The 26617-nt window shown below is 67.0% G+C and carries 25 protein-coding genes; 18 read left to right on the plus strand and 7 right to left on the minus strand.

Translation table 11 applies throughout. The annotated features are described in order from the left end of the window. Window positions 1-44: 44 nt before the first annotated feature. Entirely contained in the window at window positions 45-1115 is a 1071-nt protein-coding gene (locus tag WS45_RS10675) for an FUSC family protein (RefSeq protein WP_059699764.1), read from the minus strand. A gap of 150 nt (window positions 1116-1265) precedes the next feature. Next, window positions 1266-2798, minus strand: coding sequence for a GGDEF domain-containing protein (locus tag WS45_RS10680; protein WP_059531833.1), 1533 nt, complete (start codon window positions 2796-2798; stop codon window positions 1266-1268). Between the two features lie 597 nt (window positions 2799-3395). Here WS45_RS10680 and WS45_RS10685 point away from each other — a divergent pair. The 4 genes from WS45_RS10685 to WS45_RS10700 all read left to right on the plus strand — a co-directional run bounded on the left by WS45_RS10685 (window position 3396) and on the right by WS45_RS10700 (window position 7551). Further along, window positions 3396-4931: an amino acid permease gene (locus tag WS45_RS10685; RefSeq protein WP_059531830.1), complete on the plus strand. Its 1536-nt coding sequence runs from the start codon at window positions 3396-3398 to the stop codon at window positions 4929-4931. A 263-nt stretch (window positions 4932-5194) separates the two neighbouring features. Next, window positions 5195-5440 carry a DUF3717 domain-containing protein gene (locus WS45_RS10690; protein ID WP_006761486.1) on the plus strand — a complete coding sequence of 82 codons (246 nt, stop codon included), beginning with the start codon at window positions 5195-5197 and terminating at the stop codon, window positions 5438-5440. A gap of 239 nt (window positions 5441-5679) precedes the next feature. Further along, window positions 5680-6597, plus strand: coding sequence for a LysR family transcriptional regulator (locus tag WS45_RS10695; protein WP_059448822.1), 918 nt, complete (start codon window positions 5680-5682; stop codon window positions 6595-6597). Window positions 6598-6708: 111 nt separating this feature from the next. After that, on the plus strand, window positions 6709-7551 hold the full coding sequence (locus WS45_RS10700) for an alpha/beta fold hydrolase (protein WP_059700554.1): 843 nt from the start codon (window positions 6709-6711) through the stop codon (window positions 7549-7551). A 51-nt stretch (window positions 7552-7602) separates the two neighbouring features. Here the strand turns inward: WS45_RS10700 and WS45_RS10705 are convergent, their stop codons facing one another. Together WS45_RS10705 and WS45_RS10710 are read right to left on the minus strand one after the other, a co-directional pair. Further along, window positions 7603-7956: a hypothetical protein gene (locus WS45_RS10705; protein WP_059531827.1), complete on the minus strand. Its 354-nt coding sequence runs from the start codon at window positions 7954-7956 to the stop codon at window positions 7603-7605. Between the two features lie 253 nt (window positions 7957-8209). Continuing rightward, window positions 8210-8830 (minus strand): TetR/AcrR family transcriptional regulator, encoded by a 621-nt coding sequence (locus WS45_RS10710; RefSeq protein WP_059699767.1) that lies wholly within the window; start codon window positions 8828-8830, stop codon window positions 8210-8212. 94 nt (window positions 8831-8924) lie between these two features. Here WS45_RS10710 and WS45_RS10715 point away from each other — a divergent pair, with 94 nt between their 5' ends. Continuing rightward, entirely contained in the window at window positions 8925-10166 is a 1242-nt protein-coding gene (locus tag WS45_RS10715; RefSeq protein WP_059699769.1) for a glycosyltransferase, read from the plus strand. A gap of 16 nt (window positions 10167-10182) precedes the next feature. Here the strand turns inward: WS45_RS10715 and hutC are convergent, their stop codons facing one another. Then, window positions 10183-10878: a histidine utilization repressor gene (gene hutC, locus WS45_RS10720; RefSeq protein WP_059466626.1), complete on the minus strand. Its 696-nt coding sequence runs from the start codon at window positions 10876-10878 to the stop codon at window positions 10183-10185. A 494-nt stretch (window positions 10879-11372) separates the two neighbouring features. On the opposite strand from hutC, the gene WS45_RS10725 reads away from it, so the two are divergent. The 7 genes from WS45_RS10725 to WS45_RS10750 all read left to right on the plus strand — a co-directional run bounded on the left by WS45_RS10725 (window position 11373) and on the right by WS45_RS10750 (window position 15970). After that, entirely contained in the window at window positions 11373-12146 is a 774-nt protein-coding gene (locus tag WS45_RS10725) for an ABC transporter substrate-binding protein (RefSeq protein ID WP_059531821.1), read from the plus strand. A gap of 175 nt (window positions 12147-12321) precedes the next feature. Next, window positions 12322-13011, plus strand: a complete 690-nt coding sequence (locus WS45_RS10730) for an ABC transporter permease (protein WP_059531818.1) — start codon at window positions 12322-12324, stop codon at window positions 13009-13011. Next, window positions 13008-13721 (plus strand): ABC transporter permease, encoded by a 714-nt coding sequence (locus WS45_RS10735; protein ID WP_059531814.1) that lies wholly within the window; start codon window positions 13008-13010, stop codon window positions 13719-13721. Before WS45_RS10730 ends, WS45_RS10735 begins: the two co-directional genes overlap by 4 nt. A gap of 33 nt (window positions 13722-13754) precedes the next feature. Further along, a complete protein-coding gene (locus WS45_RS10740) occupies window positions 13755-14522 on the plus strand; it encodes an ABC transporter ATP-binding protein (protein ID WP_059511632.1) in 768 nt (255 codons plus the stop codon). Between the two features lie 69 nt (window positions 14523-14591). Next, window positions 14592-15026, plus strand: a complete 435-nt coding sequence (locus WS45_RS10745; RefSeq protein WP_059531811.1) for a cupin domain-containing protein — start codon at window positions 14592-14594, stop codon at window positions 15024-15026. A 270-nt stretch (window positions 15027-15296) separates the two neighbouring features. Continuing rightward, the gene (locus tag WS45_RS35630; protein WP_167359252.1) at window positions 15297-15434 is read left to right on the plus strand and encodes an HHHH-motif protein; all 138 of its coding nucleotides are present in this window, start codon (window positions 15297-15299) and stop codon (window positions 15432-15434) included. Between the two features lie 68 nt (window positions 15435-15502). Beyond that, complete coding sequence (locus WS45_RS10750) at window positions 15503-15970, plus strand: DUF3761 domain-containing protein (protein WP_059531808.1); 468 nt, start codon at window positions 15503-15505, stop codon at window positions 15968-15970. Window positions 15971-16093: 123 nt separating this feature from the next. Here WS45_RS10750 and WS45_RS10755 read toward each other — a convergent pair whose 3' ends face one another. Next, a complete protein-coding gene (locus tag WS45_RS10755; protein WP_059699771.1) occupies window positions 16094-17452 on the minus strand; it encodes a polyhydroxyalkanoate depolymerase in 1359 nt (452 codons plus the stop codon). 303 nt (window positions 17453-17755) lie between these two features. Between WS45_RS10755 and WS45_RS10760 the strand changes: the two genes are divergently transcribed. From WS45_RS10760 to WS45_RS10785, 6 genes are all read left to right on the plus strand, one after another. Then, window positions 17756-18418: a glutathione S-transferase family protein gene (locus tag WS45_RS10760; protein ID WP_059700556.1), complete on the plus strand. Its 663-nt coding sequence runs from the start codon at window positions 17756-17758 to the stop codon at window positions 18416-18418. A 235-nt stretch (window positions 18419-18653) separates the two neighbouring features. Next, the gene (locus WS45_RS10765; protein ID WP_059700558.1) at window positions 18654-19901 is read left to right on the plus strand and encodes a Crp/Fnr family transcriptional regulator; all 1248 of its coding nucleotides are present in this window, start codon (window positions 18654-18656) and stop codon (window positions 19899-19901) included. A gap of 23 nt (window positions 19902-19924) precedes the next feature. Next, window positions 19925-20689, plus strand: coding sequence for a flagellar motor protein (locus WS45_RS10770; protein WP_059699772.1), 765 nt, complete (start codon window positions 19925-19927; stop codon window positions 20687-20689). 18 nt (window positions 20690-20707) lie between these two features. Continuing rightward, a complete protein-coding gene (locus tag WS45_RS10775) occupies window positions 20708-21385 on the plus strand; it encodes an OmpA/MotB family protein (RefSeq protein ID WP_059699773.1) in 678 nt (225 codons plus the stop codon). A 149-nt stretch (window positions 21386-21534) separates the two neighbouring features. Next, window positions 21535-23397 carry a methyl-accepting chemotaxis protein gene (locus tag WS45_RS10780; protein ID WP_059699775.1) on the plus strand — a complete coding sequence of 621 codons (1863 nt, stop codon included), beginning with the start codon at window positions 21535-21537 and terminating at the stop codon, window positions 23395-23397. Window positions 23398-23498: 101 nt separating this feature from the next. After that, window positions 23499-24287 (plus strand): hypothetical protein, encoded by a 789-nt coding sequence (locus WS45_RS10785; RefSeq protein ID WP_059699777.1) that lies wholly within the window; start codon window positions 23499-23501, stop codon window positions 24285-24287. 38 nt (window positions 24288-24325) lie between these two features. On the opposite strand, the gene wecB is transcribed toward WS45_RS10785, so the two are convergent. Continuing rightward, on the minus strand, window positions 24326-25543 hold the full coding sequence (wecB, locus tag WS45_RS10790; protein WP_059531786.1) for a non-hydrolyzing UDP-N-acetylglucosamine 2-epimerase: 1218 nt from the start codon (window positions 25541-25543) through the stop codon (window positions 24326-24328). Window positions 25544-26617 lie beyond the last annotated feature (1074 nt).

Below are 26617 nucleotides of genomic sequence, written 5' to 3' on the forward strand. Positions count from 1 at the left end.
GATATTTGAAAGTATTGCCGACGTTTCCCGCCATCCGCCGGTCTTCAGATATTCCACGCCTGCGCGGTATCGAGCAGTTTCTCGCGCAACTGATCCACTTCGCCGGCCAGCTTGGACGTGATCGACACGTAGCCCGACAACTGCGGCGGAGGCAGGTCGTGCGGCGGCTCGGCCGGCCGGCGGCGGGCCGCGAGCCGGCTCGGCGTGCCGAACTTGAGCGCGCGGCTCGCGCCGACGAGCGTATCGCGGATGCGCCGGTTCACGGCCTTCATGTCGTTGCGCATGTATTCGCGGGCGGCCAGGTCGTCGCGGGCCGGCACCATGCTCGACAGGATCTCCAGGTAGCCGATGCACAGGCGCAGGCTGCGCTGGATCGCCTCGAGGTGCGTGACCGAGATCTCGCATTCCTTCGACACCGACGGCATCAGCGAACGCAGCTGCACCAGCAGCGCGCTCAGCGCGGCCATTTCCTTCAGGTGCGCGTCGTCGCTCACGTGGCGGTCGCCCGCGAGGCGCGTATGCACGGCCGCGCACGCGCGCAGCGCGTCGGCGAGCTTGTAGCGCCACGAGTAGGTCGCGTAGAGCGGCAGCGCGAACGAGAACGCCAGCGCGATCGCGATGCCGGCCAGCACGTTCACCGCGCGCCACAGGCCGTCGACGATCTCGTTGTCGCCGTGCCCGGCGACGATCACCATCGTGATCGCCGACAGCAGCGCGATGTAGCCGGCCTTGCCGATCGCGTGATAGGCGCAGACCCCGCACGCGATCGCCATCAGCAGGTAGATCGCGAGCGGCGCGTGCAGGACGGAGTAGAGCAGGATCAGCCCGAGCCCCGCGAGCGCGCCGATCGACGTGCCGAGCGCGCGCTCGGCCGCCTTCTTGCGGATGTTGCCGTGGTGCTGCAGCCCGCCGACGACGATCAGCACGGTGATCGTCGACCATTCGCCGTGCGGCACGCGCAGCCCGGTGGACAACGCGATCGACACGAGGATCGCGAGCGCGACGCGCGCCGCATGGATCAGCTTCGCGTGCCGGTAGCGGCGGTAAGGGTCCAGCAGGGGACGGAGGGCGTGGCGCAGGAGCGGCGGCAGTCGGGCAGGGAGCTGGGCGGTCATGACGGTGCGGGGGTGGCCGGCGGGGTGGCCGGAATACGCGCGGGCGGCCAGCGCGGGCCGGCGCCGCGCCGCACGCGCAGCTGACGTAACGCTAGCCGAACGCGCGCGGGCTGTCCACGGCGGCGCGGCGCGGGTGCCCCGGCGGCGGCGTCACGCGTCGGCCGTGCTTGCCTCGGCGTGCGACACGCGATTGCGTCCGCCGGACTTCGCGCGGTACAGCGCCTCGTCGGCCTGCCGCAGCAGCGTCGCGGCGTTGACGCGCCCGCCGGTGGCGGTCGCGGCGCCGATGCTCGCCGTCACGTGCCCGTACGGGCTGCGGCCGTGCGCGATGTCGAGCCCGGCGATCGCGCGGCGGATCCCTTCGGCGACGGTCGCCGCGCCCCGCGCATCGGTGTCGGGCAGCGTGACGACGAATTCCTCGCCGCCGTAGCGCGCGACGTGGTCGCTGTCGCGGCGCAGGCAGCGCGACGCCGATTGCGCGACGCGGCGCAGCACGTCGTCGCCGGCGAGGTGGCCGTAGTAGTCGTTGAACGCCTTGAAATGATCGACGTCGACGAACAGCACCGACAGCGGGCGGCCGCTGCGCGACGCGCGCTGCGCTTCCTTCGCGAGCACCGTGTCGAACGTGCCGCGGTTGTCGAGCCCGGTCAGTGAATCGGTGTGCGCGAGCCGGTACAGCTTCGACTCGGCGATCTGCCGGCGCCTGAGTTCGCGCGACAGCGCGAGCGAGCCCCACGCGATGAACACGGTAAACAGGCCCATCAGCACGGCGGTCCAGATCGTGCGATGGCGCCACGACGCGTAGATGTCGATCTCGGCGGGCGCGACGTCGACGATCAGCGGCAGATTCGCGAGATGCTTGTAAACATAGATGCGCCGCACGCCGTCGATCGCGCCGACGCCGGTCAGCGCGCCTTCGCTGCTGCGCTGCGCCTCGATGAAGAGCGGGGAGTCGTGAAGGTCGAGGCCGACCACGCGCGCATCGAACGGCAGGCGGGATACGAGCACGCCGTTGTCCTCGACGATCGCCGCGCTGCCGTGCTTGCCGACCGCGAGACCGTCGAGCAGCGCGCGGAAGTAGTCGATGCTGAGCGTGCCGACGACGATCCCGCCGAAGCGGCCGTCGGCCAGCGTGATCCGTCGGCTGAGCGCGATCGTCAGCGCACCGCCGCGCAGGCGGGACGCATAGGGCCGGCTGATGTAGAGGCCCTGGGCGAGCCGGTCGCGATGCACGGCGAAATATTCGCGGTCGGCGAAATTGCCTTGCCGCGGCGGCGATGCCGCCGAATCGATCACGATATTGCCGTGCGGATCCATCACGAAAATGGCGCCGAGATACGCGCCGCTCGCGGCGCGGTCGAACAGCAGCCGGTGACGCTGGTGCGGCGGCAATGCCATCAGTTCCGGATCGGCGAGGCCGTCGACGACGTTTTGCAGCGACAGATCATACAGTTCGATATTGCGGGAAATATCGCGCTCGATCAGCAGCATCAGGTTGCGCGCATTTTCGACCGCATGGTCGTATGCGTCGTGGCGTGCCTCGATTAAAAGCGACGTCGAGAGCCCCCAGCTGAACAGCAGCAGCACGATGCCCGCGACGAGCACGCCGCGGGGCGACAGAATGCGTGCCACGGCCGACGCGGTATGACCGCGCAGCTTGGCGAGCGGCGTGTGTGGCTTCATCCTCGGGGGCGGGGGGCGGAAATTTGCGTCGTCGACGATTCCGCGCACTGATTAATTCGCATTAATCGGGATTATCTCGCGAATTCCCGAATTTCGTCGCGCGATGCAAAACATGCATGCATCGTTCACGATTTGGAACGATTACACATCATTACCGTGAACCTGCGTGCCAAACTGATTTGAATCAATTACGGGTCGCCGATATTTTGTCTGATTATTGACGATGAATGCCGTTCGATTTGTCGGTTTAATACAGGATCCGACGATTGCGCCGGCGCGATTGCACATTGCACGGTGCGCCATCGCGGATGGCCACCGAATGGCACGACCTGTGCCGCGCCACCCGCGGCTGTGCCGTCGTCTCGTCGCCGCGCCGCATCCAACTTGTTGATTCTGCTGCGTCTGCATGCGGCGGCGGGGCGGCCGGCGCTCAGCTGTCCGCGCGGCGAATCAGGTAGAATCCGCGCTTCGCCGCAGGCGCCCGGCACGCAACGCGTATCGGGGCCGCATCGAATGCATCGCCGCAGGCGGCGCGCCGCGCCCCGATCCCGCATGCGCCGGCTCCGGATGCCGGCCCGCTCAACGTTCGTCTCGTTTATGTCCGCACTTCCGAATTCCGACCAACCCGGTTCGTCCGCGAACCCACCCAAGCTTCATCGCGCGCTGAAGGCGCGCCATCTGACGATGATCGCCATCGGCGGTTCGATCGGCACGGGCCTGTTCGTCGCGTCCGGCGCGTCGATCTCGCAGGCCGGCCCCGGCGGCGCGATGGTCGCGTACATGCTGATCGGCCTGATGGTCTACTTCCTGATGACGAGCCTCGGCGAAATGGCCGCGTTCATGCCGGTGTCGGGCTCGTTCGCGACCTACGGCGCGAAATACGTCGACGAAGGCTTCGGCTTCGCGCTCGGCTGGAACTACTGGTACAACTGGGCCGTGACGATCGCGGTCGAACTCGTCGCCGCGCAGCTCGTGATGCACTACTGGTTCCCGGACGTGCCGGGCGTCTGGTGGAGCGCCGCATTCCTCGGCGTGATGTTCCTGCTCAACGCGCTGACCGTGCGCGGCTTCGGCGAAGCCGAATACTGGTTCGCGCTGATCAAGGTCGTCACCGTGGTCGCGTTCATCGGCGTCGGCCTGCTGATGATCTTCGGCATTCTGAAAGGCGCGCCGGGCAACGGCTGGGGCAACCTGACGATCGGCGACGCGCCGTTCGCGGGCGGCCTGCCGGCGCTGATGGGCGTCGCGATGATCGCGGGCTTCTCGTTCCAGGGCACCGAGCTGATCGGTGTCGCGGCCGGCGAATCGGAGAACCCGCGCACGACGATCCCGCGCGCGGTGCGTCAGGTGTTCTGGCGGATCCTGCTGTTCTACGTGCTGGCGATCTTCGTGATCGGCGTGCTGATTCCCTATACCGATCCGAACCTGCTGAAGAGCGACGTGACCGACATCGGCGTGAGCCCGTTTACGCTCGTATTCCGCCACGCGGGCCTCGCGTTCGCGGCCGGCGTGATGAACGCGGTGATCCTGACGGCCGTGCTGTCGGCCGGCAACTCGGGCATGTACGCGTCGACGCGGATGCTCTACAACCTCGCGACGGAAGGCCGCGCGCCGAAGCTGTTCGCGAAGCTGTCGCCGGGCGGCGTGCCGCGCAATGCGCTGTACGCGACGACCGCCGTCGGCGCGCTGTGCTTCTTCACGTCGCTGTACGGCGACAAGACGGTGTACCTGTGGCTGCTGAACACGTCGGGGATGACGGGTTTCATCGCATGGCTCGGCATCGCGATCAGCCACTACCGGTTCCGCAAGGGCTACGTGACGCAAGGCTACGCGCTCGACCAGCTGCCGTACCAGTCGAAGTGGTTTCCGTTCGGCCCGCTGTTCGCATTCGTCCTGTGTCTCGTGATCGCGCTCGGCCAGGACTACCAGGCGTTCCTCGCGAACCGGATCGACTGGGCGGGCGTGGCCGCGACCTACGTCGGTATTCCGCTGTTCCTCGTCGTGTGGCTCGGCTACCGGTTCCTGAACAAGAGCCGCTTCGTGCGCTACGAGGACATGGAGATCGCACCGTGGGTCGCCGCGAACCGCGGCGCGCAGCTGCAGCGCGTGGAGAACCGCGAAACCGTGGGCTGATGCCGGCGCGGCATGCGGCCGCGCGATGGCGCAACGAAACGGGAAGCCGCGCGCTTCCCGTTTTTTTTGTCCGCTTTTCCCTGCACGGGGTCAAAGCCGGTTATATTGCCCGACCCTACCGGGCCACGGCCCGGCCGGCGCGACGAGCGCGGCGCGGATCGGGCATCCGGCGCGCGCCAGTCGCGGCGGCCGGCGGCGCCCGGCGTTTTCATCGCTCCGCCGCGGCCGGCACGGCCTGCGGAGCGCGCAACCCAGAGGAATCCATGAGCGCATCACCCGCCGAGCGGAAGGCCGGACCCGTTTCCATCGTGCGAATCGAAGCCGCGATCAACGCGTGGCGCGAAGTGTATCCGCCGGCGCCGGACGGCGAAGACGGCTACGCGCTCGACGCCGGCAGCAACTGCCTGGCCGAGCTGTACGGCGCGATGATCTGCTATCGGCTGCCGGACGTGCCGCTCGACTCGCTGAGCGACGCGCAGCGCGATGCGCTGTACGCGACCGAGGCGTGACGCGCGGTCGAGACGCCGCCGCGACGCGGCGTCGATGAAGCAACGGGAAGCCTGACGGCTTCCCGTTTTGCTTTGCGCGGTGCCGGACGCCGGGGCGGCGCCGCGCTGCTCGCGCCGGTATCGGCGCGGGCTGAGGTATCGTCATGGCATCGGGATCGGGCGATCACGGGACGACCGGCGCGGCACGCATGCGCGCGGGGCCGAATGAACGTCCGTTGCCGGTCCGGGAGGGATCGAACATGGAGTTGAGACACCTCCGCTACTTCGTCGCGGTTGCCGAGGAGCGGAATTTCACGCGCGCGGCCGAGCGCCTGCACATCGCGCAGCCGCCGCTCAGCCGGCAGATCCAGCAGCTCGAGGAGGCGCTCGGCGTGCCGCTGTTCGAGCGCAACGCGCGGCCGCTGAAGCTGACCGACGCGGGGCGGTTCTTCTATTCGCACGCCGTGCAGCTGCTCGCGCAGACCACCGAACTCGAATCGATGACGAAGCGCGTCGGCAAGATCGAGCGCAGCATGTCGGTCGGGTTCGTCGGCTCGACGCTGTACGGGATGTTGCCGAAGATCATCCGGCGCTTTCGCAGCGAATATCCGGCCGTCGAGCTGAGCCTGCACGAGATGTCGACGATGGACCAGATCAAGGCGCTGAAGGAAGGGCGCATCGACGTCGGGTTCGGGCGCATCCGTCACGAGGATCCGAGCGTGCGGCGCGTCGTGCTGCGCGAGGAGCGGATGATCGTCGCGCTGCCGGTCGGTCACGTGCTCGACGGCGCGAAGCCCGTGCTGTCGCTGCACGATCTCGTGAACGACACGCTGATCATCTTCCCGAAGGCGCCGCGGCCGAGCTACGCGGACCAGGTGCTCGCCGCCTTTCACGATCGCGCGTTGCAGCCGCGCAAGATCTACGAGACGCGCGAACTGCAGATCGCGCTCGGACTCGTCGCGATGGGCGAGGGCGTGTCGGTCGTGCCGCACAGCGTGTACGGCCTGAAGCGCGACGACATCAGCTACAAGCCGCTCGACGATCCGAACCTCGTGTCGCCGATCATCATGAGCATGCGGATGCTCGACGAATCGGAGGACATCCGCGCGATGCAGGCGCTGATCTACCGGCTGTACGACGAGTCGCAGATGGAGTATCTGCCGCCGCAGCCCGAATGAGCGTGCGGGCGGTGGGGCTTGCTTGACGCCGCGCGCGTCGCCGGGCCACCATCGTCGGCATTCGATGCGGCCCGCCCGCGTGCGGCCGCCTTCATGCAGACGACGACACACATGACTGACATCGTGACCGAGGAGACCTGGGTCGAGACGCCGCAAGGGCGGCTCTTCGCGAAGCGCTGGCGCGGTGTGCCCGCGCAGGCACCGGCCGCGCCTGAGCCGGCCGCACCTGAGCCGGCCGCGCCTGAGCCGGCCGCGCCGATCGTGCTGCTGCACGATTCGCTCGGCTGCGTCGAGCTTTGGCGCGACTTCCCCGCGCAACTCGCGCGCGCCACGCGGCGCGACGTGATCGCATATGACCGGCTGGGCTTCGGCCGGTCCGATCGTCATCCGGGGCAGCTCGGCATGACGTTCGTGCGCGATGAGGCCGATCATGGATTCCATGCGCTGCTCGAGCGGTTCGGCATCGATGCGTTCGTGGCGTTCGGGCACAGCGTCGGCGGCGGGATGGCCGTCGGATGCGCGGCCGCGTATCCCGCGCGTTGCCGCGCACTGGTGACGGTCTCCGCGCAGGCGTTCGTCGAGGATCGCACGCGCGACGGCATTCGCGAGGCGGCGCAGCAGTTCGACGCGCCCGGCCAGCTCGACCGGCTCGCGCGTTATCACGGCGACAAGGCCGAATGGGTGCTGCGTGCGTGGGTCGATACGTGGCTGTCGCCGGCGTTTCGCGACTGGTGTCTCGACGACGACCTGCCGCGCGTGCGTTGCGCGACGCTCGCGATTCACGGCGAGCAGGACGAATACGGGTCCGACGTGCATCCGAAACGGATCGCCGCGCGCGTCGCGGGGCCGTCGTCGTTCCTGCTGCTCGATCGATGCGGACACATGCCGCATCGCGAGCGGACCGACGACGTACTCGCGGCCGTGGCGACGTTCCTGCGCGACGCGCTCGCCTGAACGCCAGCGCGCCGGCGTGCGATGCGACCGGCGGGCCGAGCCCGCCGGGGCTCAGAACGACAGCTGGATTGCGAGGTCGATCGCGAGAATCGCGATCGAGCAGCCGATGCCGAGAACCACGTTCGGCAGCCGGTGTTCGAAGTCGCGATTGTCGCGGCGCATCGCGGCACCGAGCAGGAAGATCGCCTCGACGACGATCTGCAGTCCGACGAACAGCAGCATCAGCAGATATTCGTAACCCATCTGCTTGTACGCGGCGAACTGCATCCCGTGATCGCGGATCCATTGGCCGACGCGCAGCAGTTCGTAGACGAACAGCAAGGCGGGAAACAGGTAGCTGATGAAATACGTCGGCGCGGTGGCGTGCCGTAGTTCGAGGTGGAAGTGCTGATGCGTGGTAGCCATCAAGAAGCCCTCCTTGCAACGCATGATTGCGGTCGCGACGGCGGCGCGACGACGTGCGGACTAAGGGATTGCCCGAGGCATCGTGCGCGGTCGTACGGCACCAGCATACTGCTGCGCGGGAAATTTGGCATCCCGTCCGTGCGATCGTTGTAAAAACCCCCTCCGCATCATGCAATGCGTTCAACGGTCGTCGCGCGCGATGCGCGTTCGACGCGGACGCACGTTCCTGACCGGACGTCGCCTGCGCGACCGCTCACGCTTTCGCGTGCGCGCCTTCGACGAACAGCTTCGCGATCGACCGGAATTCCCGCTTCAGCGACAACCCGGGCACCGTCAGCCAGCGCAGCATCGCCGCGAGATAGAGGTGATGAAACCACGTGGCGAGCTGGTCGGCCGCCAGCACCGGGTTCAGTTCGCCCGCCTGCTGTCCGGCCGCGATCAGTTGCTGCCACACGAGCGCGATGTCGCCGCCGCCGTCCTTCCCGCTGTCCGCTTCCACCACGCCGATGCTCAGGAGCCGATGCCGCAGGTATGCGAGCAGATACACCGGATGCTGCTCGCACCATGCGGCCGACGCGTCGAGCACGCAGGCGATCCGCGACGCGAAGGTTCGCCGTCGCGCGACGTCACGCTGCAGGTGTGCGAGGTCGCGCGCGAGTTCGCCTTCGAGCCAGTGCGCGAGCACGGCCTCCTTCGTCGGAAAGTGGTTGTACAGCGTACGTTTCGCGACATCGGCCTGCGCGGCGATCTGTTCCATCGTCACGGCATCGTAGCCGTGCGCATCGAACAGGCGTGCGCCGGTGTCGGCGAGATGCGCGAGCATCTGGATGCGCTTGCGTGCGCGGCGGCCCGGATCGTCGGTCGTCGTCGGCATGGTTCGGTATCGACTTAAAGTGCACGAATTGCATTAGTATACGACGTGCATTTTTATGAATCCACTCGCCTGCATCGTGCAGGAGGAACCACGCATGAAGCTCGTCATCGCCACCTACGGCACCGAAGGCGACACGCGCCCGCTCGCGGCGCTCGGCCGCGCGCTGCTGGATGCCGGCCATGAGGTGCGGTTGCTGGCCGACGCCGCGACGCTCGGTTCGGCCGCCGCGCTCGGCGTGCCTTGCGCGCCGCTGTCCGGCGACATCCGCGCGGCGATCGCGCCGGATGGCGCGTTGTCCGACGCGGTGCGCGGGCGCGGCGGTTTCAACGACACGTCGAAGGCGCTCGCCGCGATCGCGAATACGAATACGGCGGCGTGGATGCGCGAAGTCGCGGCCGCGTCGGCCGGTTGCGATGCGATCCTGGTGTCGGGGCTGGCGTCGTTCGTCGGGCTGTCGATCGCCGAGTATCGCGGCGTGCCGGCGATCGGCACGGGGATGATCCCGATCACGCCGACCGTGGCGTTCGCGTCGCCGTTTCTGCCGCCCGGCAAGGTGCCGCGCTGGCTGAATCGCGCGAGCCACAGGTTCGTGAACGCGCTGCTGTGGCACGCGTTCAGGAAGGCGACCAATGCAGCGCGCGCCAGCGTGTGCGGACTGCCGCCGCGCCGGCGCGTATGGACCGATCATCCGATGCTGTACGGCGTGTCGCCCGCGCTGCTGGCCGATCCGGCCGACTGGCCGTCGCATGTGCTGGCATGCGGTCAGTGGCGCGCCGACGCGCCGGCGTGGACGCCGCCGCCCGAGCTGTCGAGCTTCCTCGATGCGGGCGATCGGCCCGTGTATATCGGCTTCGGCAGCATGGCCGGGTTCGACCGGGGCGCGATGGTCGACGCGCTGCTGCAGGCGCTCGACGGCCGGCGCGCGCTGTTCCATCCGGGCTGGAGCGGCATCGATGCGTCGATGCTGCCCGCGCACGTGTGCGTGATCGGCGAGACGCCGCACGACTGGTTGTTTCCGCATGTATCGATGGCGATCCATCACGGCGGATCGGGTACCACGCATTCGGCCGCGCGGGCGGGGATTCCGTCGATCGTCGTGCCGTTCGCGGGCGATCAGTTCTTCTGGGCGAGCCGGCTGCAACGCCTCGGTGTGGCCGATGGGCCGGTGGCGGGGCGGCGTGTGGACGCCGCGGCGCTCGCACGCGCGATCGCGTTCGCGGCACGCGCCGACACGCAAGCGCGTGCCGCCGAACTCGGTGCGCGGATCGCGCGGGAAGACGGGGTGCGGCTGGCGGTCGGCGCGATCGAGCGCTGGGGGCGCGCCGGCGTGCGCTGAACGCGGCCGCCCCGCGTCAGAAATGCCCGGTGAACCGGTAGCGGCTGCCCGGATGCCACAGATTGGCCACCGACGCGACCATCCCTTGCGACCACGTGCGCCGATGCAGCAGCAGGCACGGCTCGCGTTCGTCCGTCGTCAGGTGGCGGCGCGTTGCCGCATCGGGCATCGCGGCCTCGATCCGGTATTCGACCCGCTGCAGCGGCGCGACGCGCGTCAGGTACTGGTTCGGCGTCGTCGTCGTGAAGTCCTGCAACGCATATTCGGGCGCGCAGGCCGGGTTGACCCAGCGCTCCTCGAGCTGCACGGGCGTGTCGTTCTCGAAGTGCAGCACGCGCGAATGGAAGATCGGGCTGCCGGTGTCGAGCTGCAGCTCGTCGGCGAGCTTTGCGTCGGCGACGGCCGCGCCGACCTCCAGCACCTGCGCACGATACGCATGGCCGCGCGCGGCGACTTCATCCGAGATGCTGCGGATCGCGACCAGCGTCGATTCGTATTTCGGCGACGCGACGTACGTGCCCGAGCCGCGCGTGCGCGTGAGCACCTGTTCGGCCGTCAGCTCGCGCAGCGCGCGGTTGACCGTCATCCGCGCGACGTTGAATTCGCGCGCGAGCTCGTTCTCCGACGGCACCTGGTCGCCTTCCGCCCACTCGCCCGCATGAATGCGCGCGAGGATGAAGTCCTTGATTTCCTGATAGATCGGTGTGGTCATTGCATTGCTGTTCAAGAGACGGCGGCCGCGTGCCGTCGCAGGCCGGCCTTCGTGCGGTGTCCGGGCGGAGTGTACCGGGTTCGACGCGGTGCGGGCCCGACTGTGGGCCCGGGATTCGGGTAATTCCGGCCTGCATCCGGCGCGCCGGTCGAGGGGGCGCGAGGGCCATACGGACCTCGGTCGCCGCGTCGGCGAGCGCGACAGGCGAAAAAGTATAGACAAATGTGGACGCGCCGACGACGCACGGAATCCGCACAGAAAGCTGGATTTCATCTGCATGTAATCTGTAGCGAATTGAAATATAAGGGAAATTCGCTCATGGAAACAATCAACCGACAATTAGAGATAAACACGGATTGCTGGCAGTGACCTGAAAAAGGCAAAGTTGTATGTACAACTTCGGAAGTCGACAGACGGGCGGCTCCCGGGTTGGAAGGGTTCGCGGCGGCGACGCCGACGGGACCCGTGCCCAGTTCGCCTAAGACAGGAACGCCATGAAGAAACTCGCGCTCAGTATTGCCCTTGCCTGCCTCGCGGTCGGTGCCCACGCCAAGGATTGGTCGACGATCCGGTTCGGCGTCGACGCCAGCTATCCGCCGTTCGAATCGAAGGACGCAAGCGGCAAGGTCGTCGGCTTCGACGTCGATCTCGGCAACGAGATCTGCGCACGGCTGAAGGCGAAATGCGTGTGGATCGAGAACGACTTCGACGGGATGATCCCGGCGCTGAAGGCGAAGAAGTTCGACGGCGTGCTGTCGTCGATGTCGATGACGCCGGCGCGCGCCGAGCAGATCGCGTTCTCCGACAAGCTGTTCAACACGCCGACGCGCCTGGTCGCGAAGAAGGGCGCGAACCTGCAGCCGACGGCCGAATCGCTGAAGGGCAAGTCGGTCGGCGTCGAGCAGGGCACGATTCAGGAGACCTACGCGAAGGCCTACTGGGCGCCGAAGGGCGTGCAGGTCGTGCCTTACCAGAACCAGGACGGCGTGTACCAGGACCTGATGTCCGGCCGCCTCGACGCCGCGCTGCAGGACGCGGTGCAGGCCGACCTCGGCTTTCTGAAGACGCCGCGCGGCGCGAACTTCGAATTCGCCGGCAAGGACATCGACGATCCGAAGACGCTCGGCAACGGCGCCGGCATCGGGATGCGCAAGGACGACGCCGACCTGAAGGCGAAAATCGACCACGCGATCGCCGACATGATCAAGGACGGCACGTACAAGAAGCTCGAGAAGAAGTACTTCGCATTCGACGTCTACGGCGGCTGATCGTCCATGCGGCGTGCGTCGGCTGCGGCGCGCGCCGCGTCGGTTGCCGCGTGCAACCCGCTTCGCATGATGCGTCCGGCTTGATGAGCAAGTCGCATCAGGTAGTGCGCAGATATCGTTTGATGCGCGGTTAATGGCTATTGACAATCCAGCCACTTCGTTCTGGATCCCTTATATGATATTCCAAGGATTTGGCCCGCTGTTGTGGGCCGGCACGGTCGAGACCGTGAAGCTCGCGGTGCTGTCGCTCGCCGCGTCGCTCATACTGGGCCTCGCGGGCGCGGGCGCGAAACTGTCGACCAACCGCGCGCTGAAGTCGGTCGGCACGTTCTACACGACGCTGATCCGCGCGGTGCCCGATCTCGTGCTGATGCTGCTGCTGTTCTACGGGATCCAGATCCTGCTGAACGACGCGACCGACCTGCTCGGCTGGGATCAGATCGACATCGACCCGTTCGTGGCCGGCGTCGTGACACTCGGCTTCATCTACGGCGCGTACTTCACCGAAACGTTCCGCGGCGCGTTCCTCGCGGTGCCGCGCGGCCAGCTCGAAGCGGGTTTCGCATACGGGATGAGCGGCTGGCGCGTGTTCCACCGGATCCTGTTCCCGCAAATGATGCGCTTCGCGCTGCCGGGCATCGGCAACAACTGGCAGGTGCTCGTGAAGGCCACGGCGCTGGTATCGATCATCGGCCTCGCCGATGTCGTGAAGGCGTCGCAGGACGCCGGCAAGAGCACGCTCGATTTCTTCTTCTTCACGCTCGCGGCGGGCGCGATCTACCTCGCGATCACGACGGTGTCGAACGTCGTGCTGCACCACCTCGAGAAGCGTTATTCCGCGGGCGTCCGGAGGCTTGCACTGTGATCGAACTCGTCAGCCAGTACTGGCAAAGCTATCTCTACACCGACGGCTACCGCTTCAGCGGTCTCGCGATCACGCTGTGGCTGCTGGTCGTGTCGATCGCGCTCGGCTTCGCGCTGGCCGTGCCGCTCGCGATCGCGCGCGCGTCGTCGAACCGCTGGATCTCCGGCCCCGTGTGGCTCTACACGTACGTGTTCCGCGGCACGCCGCTCTACGTGCAGCTGCTGATGTGCTACACCGGCATCTACAGCCTGCAGGTCGTGCACAACCACGTGCTGCTCGACACGTTCTTCCGCAACGCGATGAACTGCACGCTGCTCGCGTTCGTGCTGAACGAATGCGCGTATGCGACCGAGATCTTCGCGGGCGCGATCAAGGCGACGTCGGCCGGCGAGATCGAGGCCGGGATGGCCTACGGGATGTCGCGCTTCAAGCTCTATACGCGCGTCATCCTGCCGTCCGCGCTGCGCCGCTCGCTGCCGAGCTACAGCAACGAAGTGATCCTGATGCTGCACGCGACGACGCTCGCGTTCACCGCGACCGTGCCCGACATCCTGAAGGTCACGCGCGACGTCAACTCCGCCACGTACATGTCGTTCCAGGCCTACGGCATCGCGGCCGTGCTGTACGCCATCGTCGTGTTCGCGCTCATCTGGGCGTTCCGCAAGCTCGAGACGCGCTGGCTCGCGTACCTGTCGCCGCGCGGCCATTAACGCACTCGCAAGATTCGCAAGGAAGGACCAAGCATGTACAAGCTCACCGTTGACAACCTGCACAAGAAATTCGGCGACAACGAGGTGTTGAAGGGCGTGTCGATGAAGGCGAAGGCCGGCGACGTGATCAGCATCATCGGCTCGAGCGGCTCCGGCAAGAGCACGTTCCTACGCTGCATCAACTTCCTCGAGCAGCCGTGCTCGGGGCAGATCACGATCGGCAGCGAGCCGATCGAGACCACGCGCGACCGCAACGGCTCGCTGCGCGTGGCCGACCAGAAGCAGCTGCAGCGCATGCGCACGAAGCTGTCGATGGTGTTCCAGCACTTCAACCTGTGGGCGCACATGACGGTGCTCGAGAACGTGATCGAGGCGCCGATGGCCGTGCTCGGGATCGGCAAGGAAGAGGCCGTCGCGCGGGCGCGCAAGTATCTGGAGAAGGTCGGCCTCGCGCCGCGCGTCGAAGGCATGTACCCGTCGCACCTGTCGGGTGGCCAGCAGCAGCGCGTCGCGATCGCGCGTGCGCTCGCGATGGAACCGGAGGTGATGCTGTTCGACGAACCGACGTCGGCGCTCGACCCGGAACTCGTCGGCGAAGTGCTGAAGGTGATGCAGAAGCTCGCCGAGGAAGGCCGCACGATGGTCGTCGTCACGCACGAGATGGGCTTCGCGCGCAACGTGTCGAACCACGTGATCTTCCTGCACCAGGGGAAGATCGAGGAAGAGGGCGATCCGCGGGAGATTCTCGTCAATCCGAAGAGCGAACGGCTCGGGCAGTTCCTGTCGGGGCGGCTCAAGTAAGCGGACGTGCCGCGGCCTGGAACGCTAAATGCTTGTCCCGGATGACTCTTTCGATCGAGGAGCGCCGCGATGAGCACGCCGACCCCTACCGCGTTTTCCCACGTGAGGCCGCAGGACACCGCGTATCAAGGCGAAGGCCTGCGCGACTTCTTCCTGTATCGCGATCTCGGCATCGCGGCCGCGACGAACGGTAAGGTCGTCGCGCAACTCGTCCGGGCGAATCATGCACCGACGGCGGGCACCGGCTGGCACCGTCACGAGGCCGAGTTCCACATCGTGATCATGCTGAAGGGCTGGGCGCGCTTCATGTACGGCGAGCGCGAGACGCTGGTGAACGCCGGCGACTGCGTGCACCAGGCACCGGGAATCGTGCATTACCTGTTCGACTATTCGCCCGACATGGAGTATCTGGAGATCGTCGGGCCGGCCGATTTCAAGTCGATCGACGTCGAAGGGCCGTGCGAAGTGCCTGCGCCGACGCCGTGGGGCGACGCAGGCGCGTAGCCGCCGTCGTTTCGCATGCGAGGCATCCACGTGCCTGGGAAATACCGCCTTCGGGCGGTTTTTTTATTGGCCTTCAGTCATTCGACATCCGAAGCGTTCGTCATGTAAGGAATTGGAAATGACAGACAGGCGTTTGTCAGCCTCGTGTGACGTTTCGTTACACGCCGTCAAAGATCGTCAATTCGATGCGGGTGCGGTGCACGGCACATCGGGGGCCGGCGTTAAGGGGATAACAGCCGGATCACCGGCTGGCTTACCCAGGAGAATGTCATGACCCGCATCGCGAAGATCCTGACCGTGACGGCCGTCGCGTGCGCCGCTCTCGTCCCGGCGCTGGCCGAAGCCCATTCGCACCGCGTGTGCCATTTCGATCACCACCATCACCGCGTGTGCCGCTGGGTCCGTTGACCCGTGGCGCGGTATTCCCGGCATCGCGTCGGGACGTTTTTCCCATTCAGGCAAATCAGGAGAGGACTATGAAAAAGACGATGTTGATCGCCGCGCTCGTCGCGGGCATGGGCATGTCGATCGGTGCGTTCGCACAGGTTCCGGCCAGCGCGCCGGCCGGCACGACCGGGCTGTGCAAGGATGGCTCGTTCTACTCGGGCGCGTCGAAGAAGGGCGCATGCGCCGGTCACAAGGGCGTGAAGACGTGGTACGGCGCATCGTCGGCTGCCGCGGCCAGCGCACCGGCCGCAGCCCCCGCGACCGCAGCTTCCGCTTCCGCCGCATCGGCTGCCGCACCGGCGAAGAGCGCGCCCGCGACGACCGCGGCAGCGGCGCCCGGCGGCGGCGCGGGCAAGGTGTGGGCCAACGACAGCACGAAGGTCTACCACTGCTCGACCGACAAGTACTACGGCAAGACGAAGCACGGCAGCTACATGTCGGAAGCCGACGCGAAGGCGAAGGGCTACCACGCGTCGCACGGCAAGGTCTGTTCGTAATATCGACGGCATGCGCGAGCGTTGCCGCTCGCGCACTGACCGGCATCGCGCCCCGCCATCCGTGCGGGGCGCTTCGTTTTCAACGCCGACGTGCCGCGCCGATCGCTGCCGTACCGCGCGGGTTCAGTGCACGCGATCGGATTGCGTCGCGGTCGCCGCCGCATCGCGATCGGCCGCGCGCGCGTCGAGCAATGACCGCAGCGTCACGTAGTGCGCGCCGCTCGCGCCGCCGTCCGTATCGGCGGTGCGATCGTACGGCTCGTTGTCATGGATCGTCGCCCGCACGATCGGATAGATCTGCGTTTCCCAACGGCTGCCGTTGAACACGCCATAGTGGCCCACGCCCGTCTGCACGTGGTGCGTTTTCAGGTACGGCGGCAATCCCGAACACAGCTCCTGCGCGGCCATCGTCTGGCCCACGGCGCAGATGTCGTCCTTCTCGCCCTCGATCGTCAGCAGCGCGGTGCGGTGGATCGCGGCCGGTTCCACCAACCGGTCGCCGACCAGCAGCTCGCCGCGCGCGAGCGCGTATTGCTGGAATACTTTCTCGACCGTTTCCAGATAGAACTCCGCGGTGAGATCGGCCGTCGCGAAGTATTCGTCGTAGAAGTGGCGCAGCGTGTCGGCTTTCGCGGGGTCGCCTTTCGCACGCTCGTAGTAGAGGTCGGCAAACGAAGCGGCATGGCGGTCGGGATTCATCGACATGAACGCGCCGACCTGCACGAAGCCCGGGTACACGCAACGCTGCGCCCCGACGAAGCCGGTCGGCACGACGCTGATCAGGTTGCGCGCGAACCATTCGATCGGCCGGCTCGTGGCGAGCGCGTTGACTTTCGTCGGATTCACGCGGCAGTCGATCGGCCCCGCCATCAGCGTCAGGCTCGCGGGCTGGGTCGGATCGCCGGCGGCGGCCATCAGCGCGACCGCCGACAACGCGGCGACGGTCGGCTGGCAGATCGCGAGCACGTGCGCGTCCGGGCCGATCTGGTGAATGAAATCGATCACGTGCCAGACGTATTCGTCGAAGCCGAATCGCCCGGCCGAAAGCGGGATGTCGCGCGGGTTGTGCCAGTCGGTGATGTACACGTCGTGATCGGCCAGCATCGTGGCGACCGTACCACGCAGCAGCGTCGCGAAATGCCCGGACATCGGCGCGACGATCAGCACGCGCGGCTGGCGCGCAACCGGCCGCGCCTTGCGGAAATGCAGCAGCGTGCCGAACGGCGTGGCCGCCGCGGCTTCCTCGACGATCGGCACCGATTCGCCGTCGACGACGACCGACGCGATGCCGAACGGCGGGCGCCGGTGCGAGAACGCGCAACATTCGAGCAGTTCGCACAGCGCGTCGACCATGCGTCCCGTCGGCGTCGACGTGGCGGCCGGCCACTGTGACATCGTCGCGCGCGTGACGGCCGCCCATGCGCGCGCCGGGCGCAGGCATTCCGCAGACCATTGGTAGTACGGATAGGCAAGCAGGTTCATGTCCGTCGCTCGTTGCGTCACGTTGCATGGAGCGAGGCAAGCCGTGTGCCAGCAGGCGGCTGGCACGCGCGTTGCACGCGGTTCTCGAACGCGGCGACGGACACGGCGATACATGCGGTCCCCGTGCAGCCGGGCGACCGAACGCCGCGCGCTGCCGCTGCGGTTCGGGGTAACGGCCGTGCCTTTGCACCAGGCGGCGGTGCGCCACTTCGGCGAACGCGCCGCACTGGCGTGGTGCGGTTCGCGTGGCGCGGCGTGCGCTTTCGGTGCAGGGGCACGAACGGCAATCAGCGGGAGAGCGACATGGAAGCTACCGGGCGGACGACGTTGACCATCAGCAGCCGCAACTACTCGTCGTGGTCGATGCGCGGCTGGCTGCTCGCGAGGCTGAGCGGCCTCGCGTTCGAGACCGTCAGCGTGCCGATCGACGCGGCATCGCGCGCGGAGTTGCTGCTGCTGTCGCCGTCGATCCTCGTGCCGTGCCTGACGCACGACGGCAGCACGGTGTGGGACACGCTCGCGATCGCCGAATACCTGAACGAAATCCGGCCGCAGGCGCGGCTGTTGCCGGACGACCGGCATGCGCGCGCGCATTGCCGGTCGATCTGCGGCGAGATGCATTCCGGTTTCAGCGCACTGCGCTCCGCGCTGCCGATGAACCTGCGCGCGCATTTCCCCGGTTTCCGGATCTGGTCGCGTGCGCAGCACGACATCGAGCGCATCGTGACGATCTGGCGCGATTGTCTGGACGCGTACGGCGGCCCCTGGCTGTTCGGCGAGCGGATCGGCGTCGCCGATGCGATGTACGCGCCGGTCGTCACGCGATTCCTGACCTACGACGTGAAACTCGAACCCGATATCGCCGAGTACTGCATGCGCATCCTCGCGCATCCGTTCGTCGCGGAGTGGATCGATGCCGCGAAAGCGGAGCACGAAGACATCGACGAACTGGACATGGAGTTCTGACGCGCGACGCACCTTCGTGCGTTGAATCGGACGCCGGCACGTCCATCGAAACGAACCGCCGCCGCAACTGCGCAACTCGCAAACGTTTTACGTTGATTTTCGCTGGAAACGAGGACGAATTCCCTAAAGGATGCCGGCGCCGATGACGTTAAACGGGCACGGGGACGACTGTCGATCGCATGCATGCGACATGCGACGCGCAGTCCGCAACAACCAGCGCAGCAGGGGAACCAACTTGAACCGTCAGCAATCTTGGACGCGTACGGCCGCGCCCGGCGAGATCATCTACTCGGAGGGCTTCGCCGGCGAGCCCGTCATCTTTCTGATCGCCGACGGCAAGGTCGAGCTGTCGACGCGCTGCGAAGACAAGCGTGTCGTCGTCGCGACGCTCGGGCGCGGCGAGTTCTTCGGCGAATCCGCGTTGCTCGCTTCCGAGCCGCGCGCGCATACGGCGAAGGCGCTGTCGTTCTGTCAGCTCACGGTCGTGCCGGCCACGCTGCTCGACGAGGAAATCGAGCACGTGTCCGCGCTGCTCCGTCATGTCGTGCGCACGATGATCCGGCGCGTGAAGCGCAAGGACGACCAGCTCGCGACCTATACGCACGCGGATTTCATGCCGGGCGTGCTGTCGTATGCGCATGTGCTGTCGCTGATGGCGGGCGCCGACACGCGCGGATCGGACGACGCGTGGTCGCGGCGGCCGATGCAGGCGCAAGCGGCCGAGGCATCGGTGCCGCTCGCGGACGTGATTCGCCGCTGTCGCGCGATCGCCGGCCATTCGCGCCCGCACGTGCTTGCGATGCTGCGCCGCATGGAGAAGCTCAATCTCGTCACGATCGAAGCCGCGCAGGCGGACCATGCCGGCGGCACGGCCGATTACACGGCGTCATCGGATGCGCGCCAGGTCGTCACGTTCGATGCCGCGCGCGTGGTCGATCGCGCGCAGCAGGTCGCCGATCACGATCTCGACCTGTCGATCAACAGCGAGCTGGAACTGATCGAGCTGGCCGATCTCGAAGCGCTGATCGGCGTCGACCGGAAGCTGCTGCTCAACAAGCTGTCGCACGGCGAGATCGCCGACGAGGTGTTTGCGTTCCGCAAGTCGAAGGTGCTCGGTTACGTCGAGCAGAAGGGCGTCGCGTATTTCTCGCGGCGCAGCCCGCGCGCCGGCGGCGACGTGCGCGCGCTCGAGGATATCGTGTGGGTCGACCAGCGCACGCTGTTCGACGTGATCAGCGCATTCGATACGTACGATCTCGCGAAGCTGATCGCGAGCCTCGACGATCGCGCGGTGGCCGACAAGCTGTTCTCCGTGATGACGGAAGCGCGGCGCAACGAGGTGTCGTGGGTGATGCGCCGCGAGCTGAAGCTCGACCCGATCGAGATCGAGGAGATCGAACGGCGCGTGCTCGATGCCGTGCGCGCGGCCAAGGCGCCGGCGGCAGGCGCGGCACCCATGCCGCTGGCTTCATCCGACGCGTGACGCGCAACCCGACGGAGACACCCATGGACTTGTTGACCCTGGCCGGCGTGCTGCTCGGCGGCGCGGCCATCGTGTTCGGCTTCGCACTGGAAGGCGGAAATTTTTCGACGCTGTTCCAGTTCGAGGCGCTCGTGATCGTGCTCGGCGGTACGCTCGGCGCGGTGATGATCCAGAACACGTGGGCGCGGTTCTTCGATGCGGTGAAACAGTTGCGGCTCGCGTTCGTGCGTGCGCAGGAGGTCGACCGCAAGCACCTGACCGACCTGCTGGAGTGGGGCGATCGCGCGAAGCTCGACGGGTTGCTCGCGTTCGAATCGATGGACGTGAGCGGTATCCATCCGTTCGCGCGGCGCGGGCTCGAACTGCTCGCGAACGGCGTGTCGACCGCCGTGCTCGAGGACGCGCTGCACCGCGAGCTCGACGCATACGAGCGCAGCCGGCTCGCGGCCGCGCGCGTGTGGCAGCAGGCCGGCGGCTATGCGCCGACGTTCGGCATTCTCGGCTCGGTGCTCGGGCTGGTCCAGGTGACGAGCCATATTCTCGAACCGGCGCAGCTCGGACCGGGCATCGCGGTCGCGTTCATCGCGACGCTCTACGGCCTCGCGTTCGCGAACCTCGTGTTTCTGCCGCTCTACGGCAAGCTGCGCGCGCAGATCGACAGCGAGTTGCGTTTCCGCAAGCTGTATCTCGACGGCCTGCTCGCGATTTCGCGCAAGGAATCGCCGCATACGATCGAGACGCGGCTGACCGGCGACGTGCGCGGCCGCGCGGCGGAGTCCCTCGCATGACGCACCGGGAGCTTCGACATGACCGCCCGAACTGACGGCGCGCGGGCGGGCTCGCTCGCCGCCGATCGCGACGACGAAGGCGAAGGCACGCAATCCGGACGCTGGCTGATTTCCTACGCGGATCTCATCACGACGCTGATGGTGCTGTTTCTCGCGCTGTACGTGCTGCAGCTCGCGAAATACAACGCGCTCGACGCGCGCTACCAGACGCTCGCGCGGCACGACAGCGGGACCGCCAGCGCGCCCGGCGCGGCGATGCCCGAGCCTGCACCCGCCTGGCTGGCATCGCTCGACGCGCTGAAGTCGAGCGGCCGCATCTCGCTCGTGCGCGCGCCGCACGGCATCGAGATCGGCATCGACGCGAAGGTTCTGTTCAACGTCGGCGACGCACGCTTGCTGCCCGATGCGACGCCGGTGCTCGGCCAGATCGCGCAGGCGCTGAGCGAACATGCGACCGGCGACATTCTCGTCGAAGGGCATACCGACAGCGTGCCGATCGCGAATGCGAAATACGAATCGAACTGGGAGCTGTCGTCCGCGCGGGCGGGCAGCGTCGTGCGCTATCTGGCCGATCGCGGCGTCGCCCCGCACCGGCTCGCCGCGATCGGGCGGGCCGATACGCAGCCGCTCGTCGCGGGCGACGATGCGGCCGCCAGGGCGCGCAACCGGCGCGTGACCATCTTCGTCGCATATTGAGCGTGCGAACCTCGCCAGGCGCGCGACGGTTACCCGCCAACGACATATCCGATCTCGCATGACGAACATGTGAACCCGGCGATGCGATTCCGCGCGCGCCTGCCGATAACCCAAGCTGGCTCAGACCGAGCGGTTATCGAGGGTTCCCCATGCATTTCTGGCGCAAGCTGTCCATTCAGAACAAGCTGATTCTCAGCATGACGAGCTGCCTGCTCGTGTTCGTCGCGATCTCGAGCGGGTTGAGTGTCCGTTTGATCGGCAACGCCGTGCGCGAGCGCGTCGTCCGCGAAGGGCTGCCGACGGCCGTGAGCGGCATCCGCGCCGACGTGCAGCGGCAGCTGGCCGGGCCGATCGCCGCATCGCGCGTCCTTGCCCGCGATGCGTTCCTGCTGCAATGGGAAGCCGACGGCGAGCCCGACGCCGGCACGCGCAACTGGATCCAGCTGGCGAGGAACGTGAAGGACGAGCAGAAGGCGGCGTCCGTGCAGTGGGTGTCCGTGAAGAGCGGCAACTACTACAACGAGGCCGGCCTGCAGCGGAAGGTCACCGACAACGATCGGTGGCTCGCGACCTTCCTCGCATCGGGCAAGACCTACGACGTTAACATGGACCGCGAGGTTACGGCCGGCGGCTACATGATGTTCATCAACAGCCGCGTGGAACTCGACGGCACGCCGGTCGGCGCGACCGGCATGAGCCTGTCCGTCGACGCGCTCGCGAAGGGCATCGCCGCGTACCGGATCGGCGATACCGGGTTCGCATACCTCGTGCGGCCCGACGGCGCGATCATGATGCATCGCGATACGTCGCTGATCGACGGCAAGCACTTCCTGAAGGACGAACCGGGGCTGCCCGGCGATGCATCGTCGACGCTGCTGGCCGGCCAGCCGTATGCGTACCTGAGCTACGACGGCGACGGCGGTGCGCGCTTCATCGCGACGTCGTTCATTCCGGAGCTGAATGCGTACGTGGTCGTCGAAGTGCCGCAGGCCGAACTGCTCGGCCCGGTGACGCGTGCGATTCGCAGCGCGGCGCTGGTCGCCGCGGTCGCGGGCCTCGGCGTCGCGCTGGTCGTGATCTGGCTGGTCGGGCGCGCGATCGCCGCGCCGATCCGCCGCGCGGCGACGCTGCTGTCGGAGATCGCGAGCGGCCAGGGCGACCTGACGCGCCGGATGACGGTCGAGAGCGAGGACGAGATCGGCCAGCTGTCGGACGCGTTCAACCGCTTCGTGTCGTCGTTGTCGACGCTCGTTCACCGGATTCGCGCGGCGTCCGCGTCGATCGCGACCGGGTCCGCGCAGATCGCGTCGGGCAATGCGGACCTCAGCGAGCGGACCGAAGGGCAGTCGAGCAACCTCGAGCGGACGGCTTCATCGATGGAGGAAATCACGGCGGTCGTGCGCAACAACACCGAAACCGCGACGACGGCCGCGAAGCTGATCACCGGCGCATCCGTTGCGGCGATGCGCGGCGGGCACGTCGTGGGCGAAGTCGTGACGACGATGGAGCAGATCAGCGATGCGTCGCAGCGCATCTCCGAGATCATCGTGATGATCGACAGCATCTCGTTCCAGACGAACATCCTCGCGCTGAACGCTGCGGTCGAGGCCGCACGCGCCGGCGAGCAGGGCCGCGGGTTCGCGGTCGTTGCGTCGGAAGTGCGCAATCTCGCGCAGCGCAGCGCGCAGGCGGCGAAGGAAATCAAGGCATTGATCGAACACAGCGCGGGGACGGTGGACGCCGGGTCGCGGCTCGTCAGCGAGGCAGGGAAGGTGATGAGCGACGTCGTATCGCAGGTGCAGGGCGTCAGCGCGATGATGAGCGAGATCGCCGAAGCGAGCCTGGAACAGAGCGCCGGCATCGACCAGATCGGCGACGCGGTGCAGTCGCTCGATCAGATGACGCAGCAGAATGCGGCGCTGGTGGAGGAAAGCGCGGCGGCGGCGGAAAGCCTGAAGCAGCAGGCGGCGGAACTGACGCAGCTGGTATCGGCATTCAAGGTGGATGAATGACGCGCGCGCGACGTTAGAATGATGCGCTTCTGAGGGGCGTCGGCCGCGGGATCGCGGCCGACGTTTTCGCTGTCGGCGCGGGATTCGTCAACGTCATAAAAATGAAGCGCATTTCAAGACTGAAGATCGGGGTAGGGGCGGTGGTGGTCGCGGCGGTGCTCGGCGCGGTTGGGGCGAAGGTGATCGCATCGCCGGCAGATTCGTATCTTGCGTATCGGAAGAAGGCCGCGGCGGCCGTGGCCGCGGCGCGAACGGACGATCGACCGAGTGTCGACCAGCAGTACACGGCCGACGTGAATGCGCGGCTCGCGAGGCTCATCGGCACGGTCCGGGCGAAAGGGTTTGCCGCGAAGGCGGCGGGCACGGTGCAGAGCGTCGGCCCCGTCGACGGGATGCCGCCGGGGCCGGACGGGCTGGCCTTCAAGTCGGCCGACGGCAAGACGAATCTCGTCGTGACGACGGTTCCGCTGCTGAAGGCGTGGGCGAGCACGGCGGATGCGGGCATCAAGCCGACGGACGACGTGGCCGCGATTCTCGACAATGAAACGCTTTACACGGACGTATTCGGCGACGACGCCGCGGCGTTTCGCTTCGCCGAGTTGCCCGTCAAGCGGCAGCCGGCCGACGGCGTGGTGAAGGCGTGGCTGCTCGGCGAAAGCCAGGACGGCGTGCCGGACGGGCCGAACACGCTGGCCGTGTCGGTCCGGCAGGGCGAACGGGTTTATATCCAGTGGAAGAGCGTGACGCTGCGCCCGATCCTGGCATGCGGCGCGGGGCGCGTGCCCGAGGATGCGCGGCAGGCGTGTTTTGCAACGCAGGTGGTGTCACAGCGGATCTACCCGCGGCTGATCGCGCAGGCGCAATCGATGGCCGATGCCGTGGTCCGGTAGCGGACGGTAGCCGTCGGCCTGTCGCCCGCCGACCGGATTCAAGGCGACCGCAACGCCTGCAGCCCCAGCGTGAGCGCGTTGAACGGCATCTCCGCGGCGCCCAGCGAAAAGCTCGTCGCACTCGCGGTCGCCCCCGGCGAATGCATCAGCGCGTGAACGATCCGCTCGCTCGCATGGCCGTCGCCATACGGATTGCTCGCGCGCGCCATTTCCTCGTACGCGCTCTCGCTGTCGAACAGCCGCGACGCCTCCCAGACGATTCGTTCCCGGTCCGTGCCGACGAGCCGCGCGGTGCCGGCCTGAATCGCCTCGGGCCGCTCGGTCGTCTCGCGCGTGACGAGCACCGGCTTGCCGAGCGCCGGCCCTTCCTCCTGGATGCCGCCCGAATCGGTGATGATGAAATGCGAGCGCGACATCAGGAATACGAACGAAAGATATTCCTGGGGATCGATCAGGTAAATGTTCGGCACGCTGCCGAGCAGCGCGCGCGCCGGCTCGCGCACGTTCGGATTCAGGTGCAGCGGATAGACGAACTGCGCATCGCGATAGCGGTTCGCGAGCGTGCAGAGCGCCTCGCAGAAATGCCGGAACGGCTCGCCGAAGCTTTCGCGGCGATGGCCGGTGATCAGCACGACGCGGCGGGACGGATCGAGAAAGGGAAAGTGCGCGGCGATCTTGTCGTTGAGCACGGTATCGTGGTCGAGCATGCGTTTGACGTCGTGCAGCGCATCGATCACGGTGTTGCCCGTCATCACGACCGCGCCAACCGGCACGCCTTCGCTGAACAGGTTGTCGCGCGCCTGACCCGTCGGCGCGAAATGCCATGACGACACCGCATCGGTCACGCGGCGATTCAGCTCCTCCGGCCACGGCGACCAGATATCGCCGCTGCGCAGGCCCGCCTCCACGTGCCCGACCGGCAGATAGCGGTAGAACGCGGCGAGACTGACGGCCAGCGTCGTCGTCGTGTCGCCGTGCACCAGGACGACGTCGGGGCGGAAGTCGTCGAAGACGATCCCGATCGCCTGAAGAATGCCGGTCGTCACGTCGGTCAGCGTCTGGCTCTGGCGCATCAGATTGAGATCGTAGTCTGGCTTGATGTCGAACAACGTGAGGACCTGATCCAGCATCTCCCGATGCTGGGCGGTCACGCATACGCGGGCGTCGATATCCTTGCGCGACTTCAGTGCGCGGACGAGCGGCGCCATCTTGATGGCTTCCGGCCGAGTCCCGAATACAAGCAAGATCTTCTTCATCGTTATCCTCGTTGAGCATCTTCGCGCCGGAAGACCCGGCACCTGGCGCCAAACCTGGTTGCAGGCGACTCGTCCCGTTCCGCATGCGGCCGACGCCGGCCGGCGTCGGCCGCACGACATTCAGCGGCGCGGCGGGGCGAGCGCACCGTTCTTGTCCGCGCGGTCTCCGCCGCGCAATCGTCGGACTACGGACGTCCCCTTGCATCTCGTCAATCACGTCATTAGCGTTCCTCATTGTGTCGATCGCCACGTCCTTCCGTCACACGATTCGCGTCGCTGCGCGCCGGCGCACCGGGAAGGCGATCCCGCTTTCCATACAGCAATATTCAAACCAGCGGCCCCTGCGTCCGGGTCCGATTCGCGCGGCACGCGCGGTTCGTTACGGAACGTTTCACAACTGCTACGGACGCCGGATCGGCGCAAGGGTGCGATGCAGATAAACGGGCGCCCATTCGCGCGAGCAGTGCGGTCGCGTCATGCGAAGCACGGCGGCGCGGATCGAGCGTCGATTACCGCTCGAACGGCATCCATCGTTCGAAGCGCATTGAATCGCTTCGACATGCGAATTTTGTCTGGGCAATGAAAGGCGTGTCGCCGATTGTCCGGATCGGGTCACGGAGAAATGATTTGCCCGTCGTGCCGCATCGCGCGCGCTGCTCGAGCCGACAGGCGCGAAATGTTGCGTATCTGTAACGCGCGGCCGGAATGCGGCGGGTATGCACGCATGACGGCCTTCCGGCGCGCGCGGCAGCGTCGGCGCGGACGTTTTCCGGACATGGCCCGTGCGATGACGATTCGCGACGGATCGCGTCTCGAAGCCGACGCGCGCGAGGCGGCATACGTGCGATGAACAGACGATTCGCCGCGCAACGCGAACGAATCGCGATGCCGACCGCACATGCCGTGCCAAAAGCTGATTCGCCGGTGAATCAAAAACACTCGGCCGCGGCCCCGGCCGCGCCCGCCGCCTGATCGTGGGTCCTTGCCGCACGGGGCGCGGCGGTCGATGGCTCGCCGCTTGCTTGTTCTGGGCGGACAGGCGCGTTCCGACGTGTTCCAACGACAGCAGACGGG

Source organism: Burkholderia sp. RF2-non_BP3, from assembly GCF_001522185.1.
GTDB lineage: Bacteria > Pseudomonadota > Gammaproteobacteria > Burkholderiales > Burkholderiaceae > Burkholderia > Burkholderia diffusa.

Bases quoted from the DNA above. Each gene is read 5' to 3' on its own strand.
- WS45_RS10675 (WP_059699764.1), bottom strand. From the start codon at position 1,115: ATGACCGCCCAGCTCCCTGCCCGACTGCCGCCGCTCCTGCGCCACGCC.
- WS45_RS10680 (WP_059531833.1), bottom strand. From the start codon at position 2,798: ATGAAGCCACACACGCCGCTCGCCAAGCTGCGCGGTCATACCGCGTCG.
- WS45_RS10685 (WP_059531830.1), top strand. From the start codon at position 3,396: ATGTCCGCACTTCCGAATTCCGACCAACCCGGTTCGTCCGCGAACCCA.
- WS45_RS10690 (WP_006761486.1), top strand. From the start codon at position 5,195: ATGAGCGCATCACCCGCCGAGCGGAAGGCCGGACCCGTTTCCATCGTG.
- WS45_RS10695 (WP_059448822.1), top strand. From the start codon at position 5,680: ATGGAGTTGAGACACCTCCGCTACTTCGTCGCGGTTGCCGAGGAGCGG.
- WS45_RS10700 (WP_059700554.1), top strand. From the start codon at position 6,709: ATGACTGACATCGTGACCGAGGAGACCTGGGTCGAGACGCCGCAAGGG.
- WS45_RS10705 (WP_059531827.1), bottom strand. From the start codon at position 7,956: ATGGCTACCACGCATCAGCACTTCCACCTCGAACTACGGCACGCCACC.
- WS45_RS10710 (WP_059699767.1), bottom strand. From the start codon at position 8,830: ATGCCGACGACGACCGACGATCCGGGCCGCCGCGCACGCAAGCGCATC.
- WS45_RS10715 (WP_059699769.1), top strand. From the start codon at position 8,925: ATGAAGCTCGTCATCGCCACCTACGGCACCGAAGGCGACACGCGCCCG.
- hutC (WP_059466626.1), bottom strand. From the start codon at position 10,878: ATGACCACACCGATCTATCAGGAAATCAAGGACTTCATCCTCGCGCGC.
- WS45_RS10725 (WP_059531821.1), top strand. From the start codon at position 11,373: ATGAAGAAACTCGCGCTCAGTATTGCCCTTGCCTGCCTCGCGGTCGGT.
- WS45_RS10730 (WP_059531818.1), top strand. From the start codon at position 12,322: ATGATATTCCAAGGATTTGGCCCGCTGTTGTGGGCCGGCACGGTCGAG.
- WS45_RS10740 (WP_059511632.1), top strand. From the start codon at position 13,755: ATGTACAAGCTCACCGTTGACAACCTGCACAAGAAATTCGGCGACAAC.
- WS45_RS10745 (WP_059531811.1), top strand. From the start codon at position 14,592: ATGAGCACGCCGACCCCTACCGCGTTTTCCCACGTGAGGCCGCAGGAC.
- WS45_RS35630 (WP_167359252.1), top strand. From the start codon at position 15,297: ATGACCCGCATCGCGAAGATCCTGACCGTGACGGCCGTCGCGTGCGCC.
- WS45_RS10750 (WP_059531808.1), top strand. From the start codon at position 15,503: ATGAAAAAGACGATGTTGATCGCCGCGCTCGTCGCGGGCATGGGCATG.
- WS45_RS10755 (WP_059699771.1), bottom strand. From the start codon at position 17,452: ATGAACCTGCTTGCCTATCCGTACTACCAATGGTCTGCGGAATGCCTG.
- WS45_RS10760 (WP_059700556.1), top strand. From the start codon at position 17,756: ATGGAAGCTACCGGGCGGACGACGTTGACCATCAGCAGCCGCAACTAC.
- WS45_RS10770 (WP_059699772.1), top strand. From the start codon at position 19,925: ATGGACTTGTTGACCCTGGCCGGCGTGCTGCTCGGCGGCGCGGCCATC.
- WS45_RS10775 (WP_059699773.1), top strand. From the start codon at position 20,708: ATGACCGCCCGAACTGACGGCGCGCGGGCGGGCTCGCTCGCCGCCGAT.
- WS45_RS10780 (WP_059699775.1), top strand. From the start codon at position 21,535: ATGCATTTCTGGCGCAAGCTGTCCATTCAGAACAAGCTGATTCTCAGC.
- WS45_RS10785 (WP_059699777.1), top strand. From the start codon at position 23,499: ATGAAGCGCATTTCAAGACTGAAGATCGGGGTAGGGGCGGTGGTGGTC.
- wecB (WP_059531786.1), bottom strand. From the start codon at position 25,543: ATGAAGAAGATCTTGCTTGTATTCGGGACTCGGCCGGAAGCCATCAAG.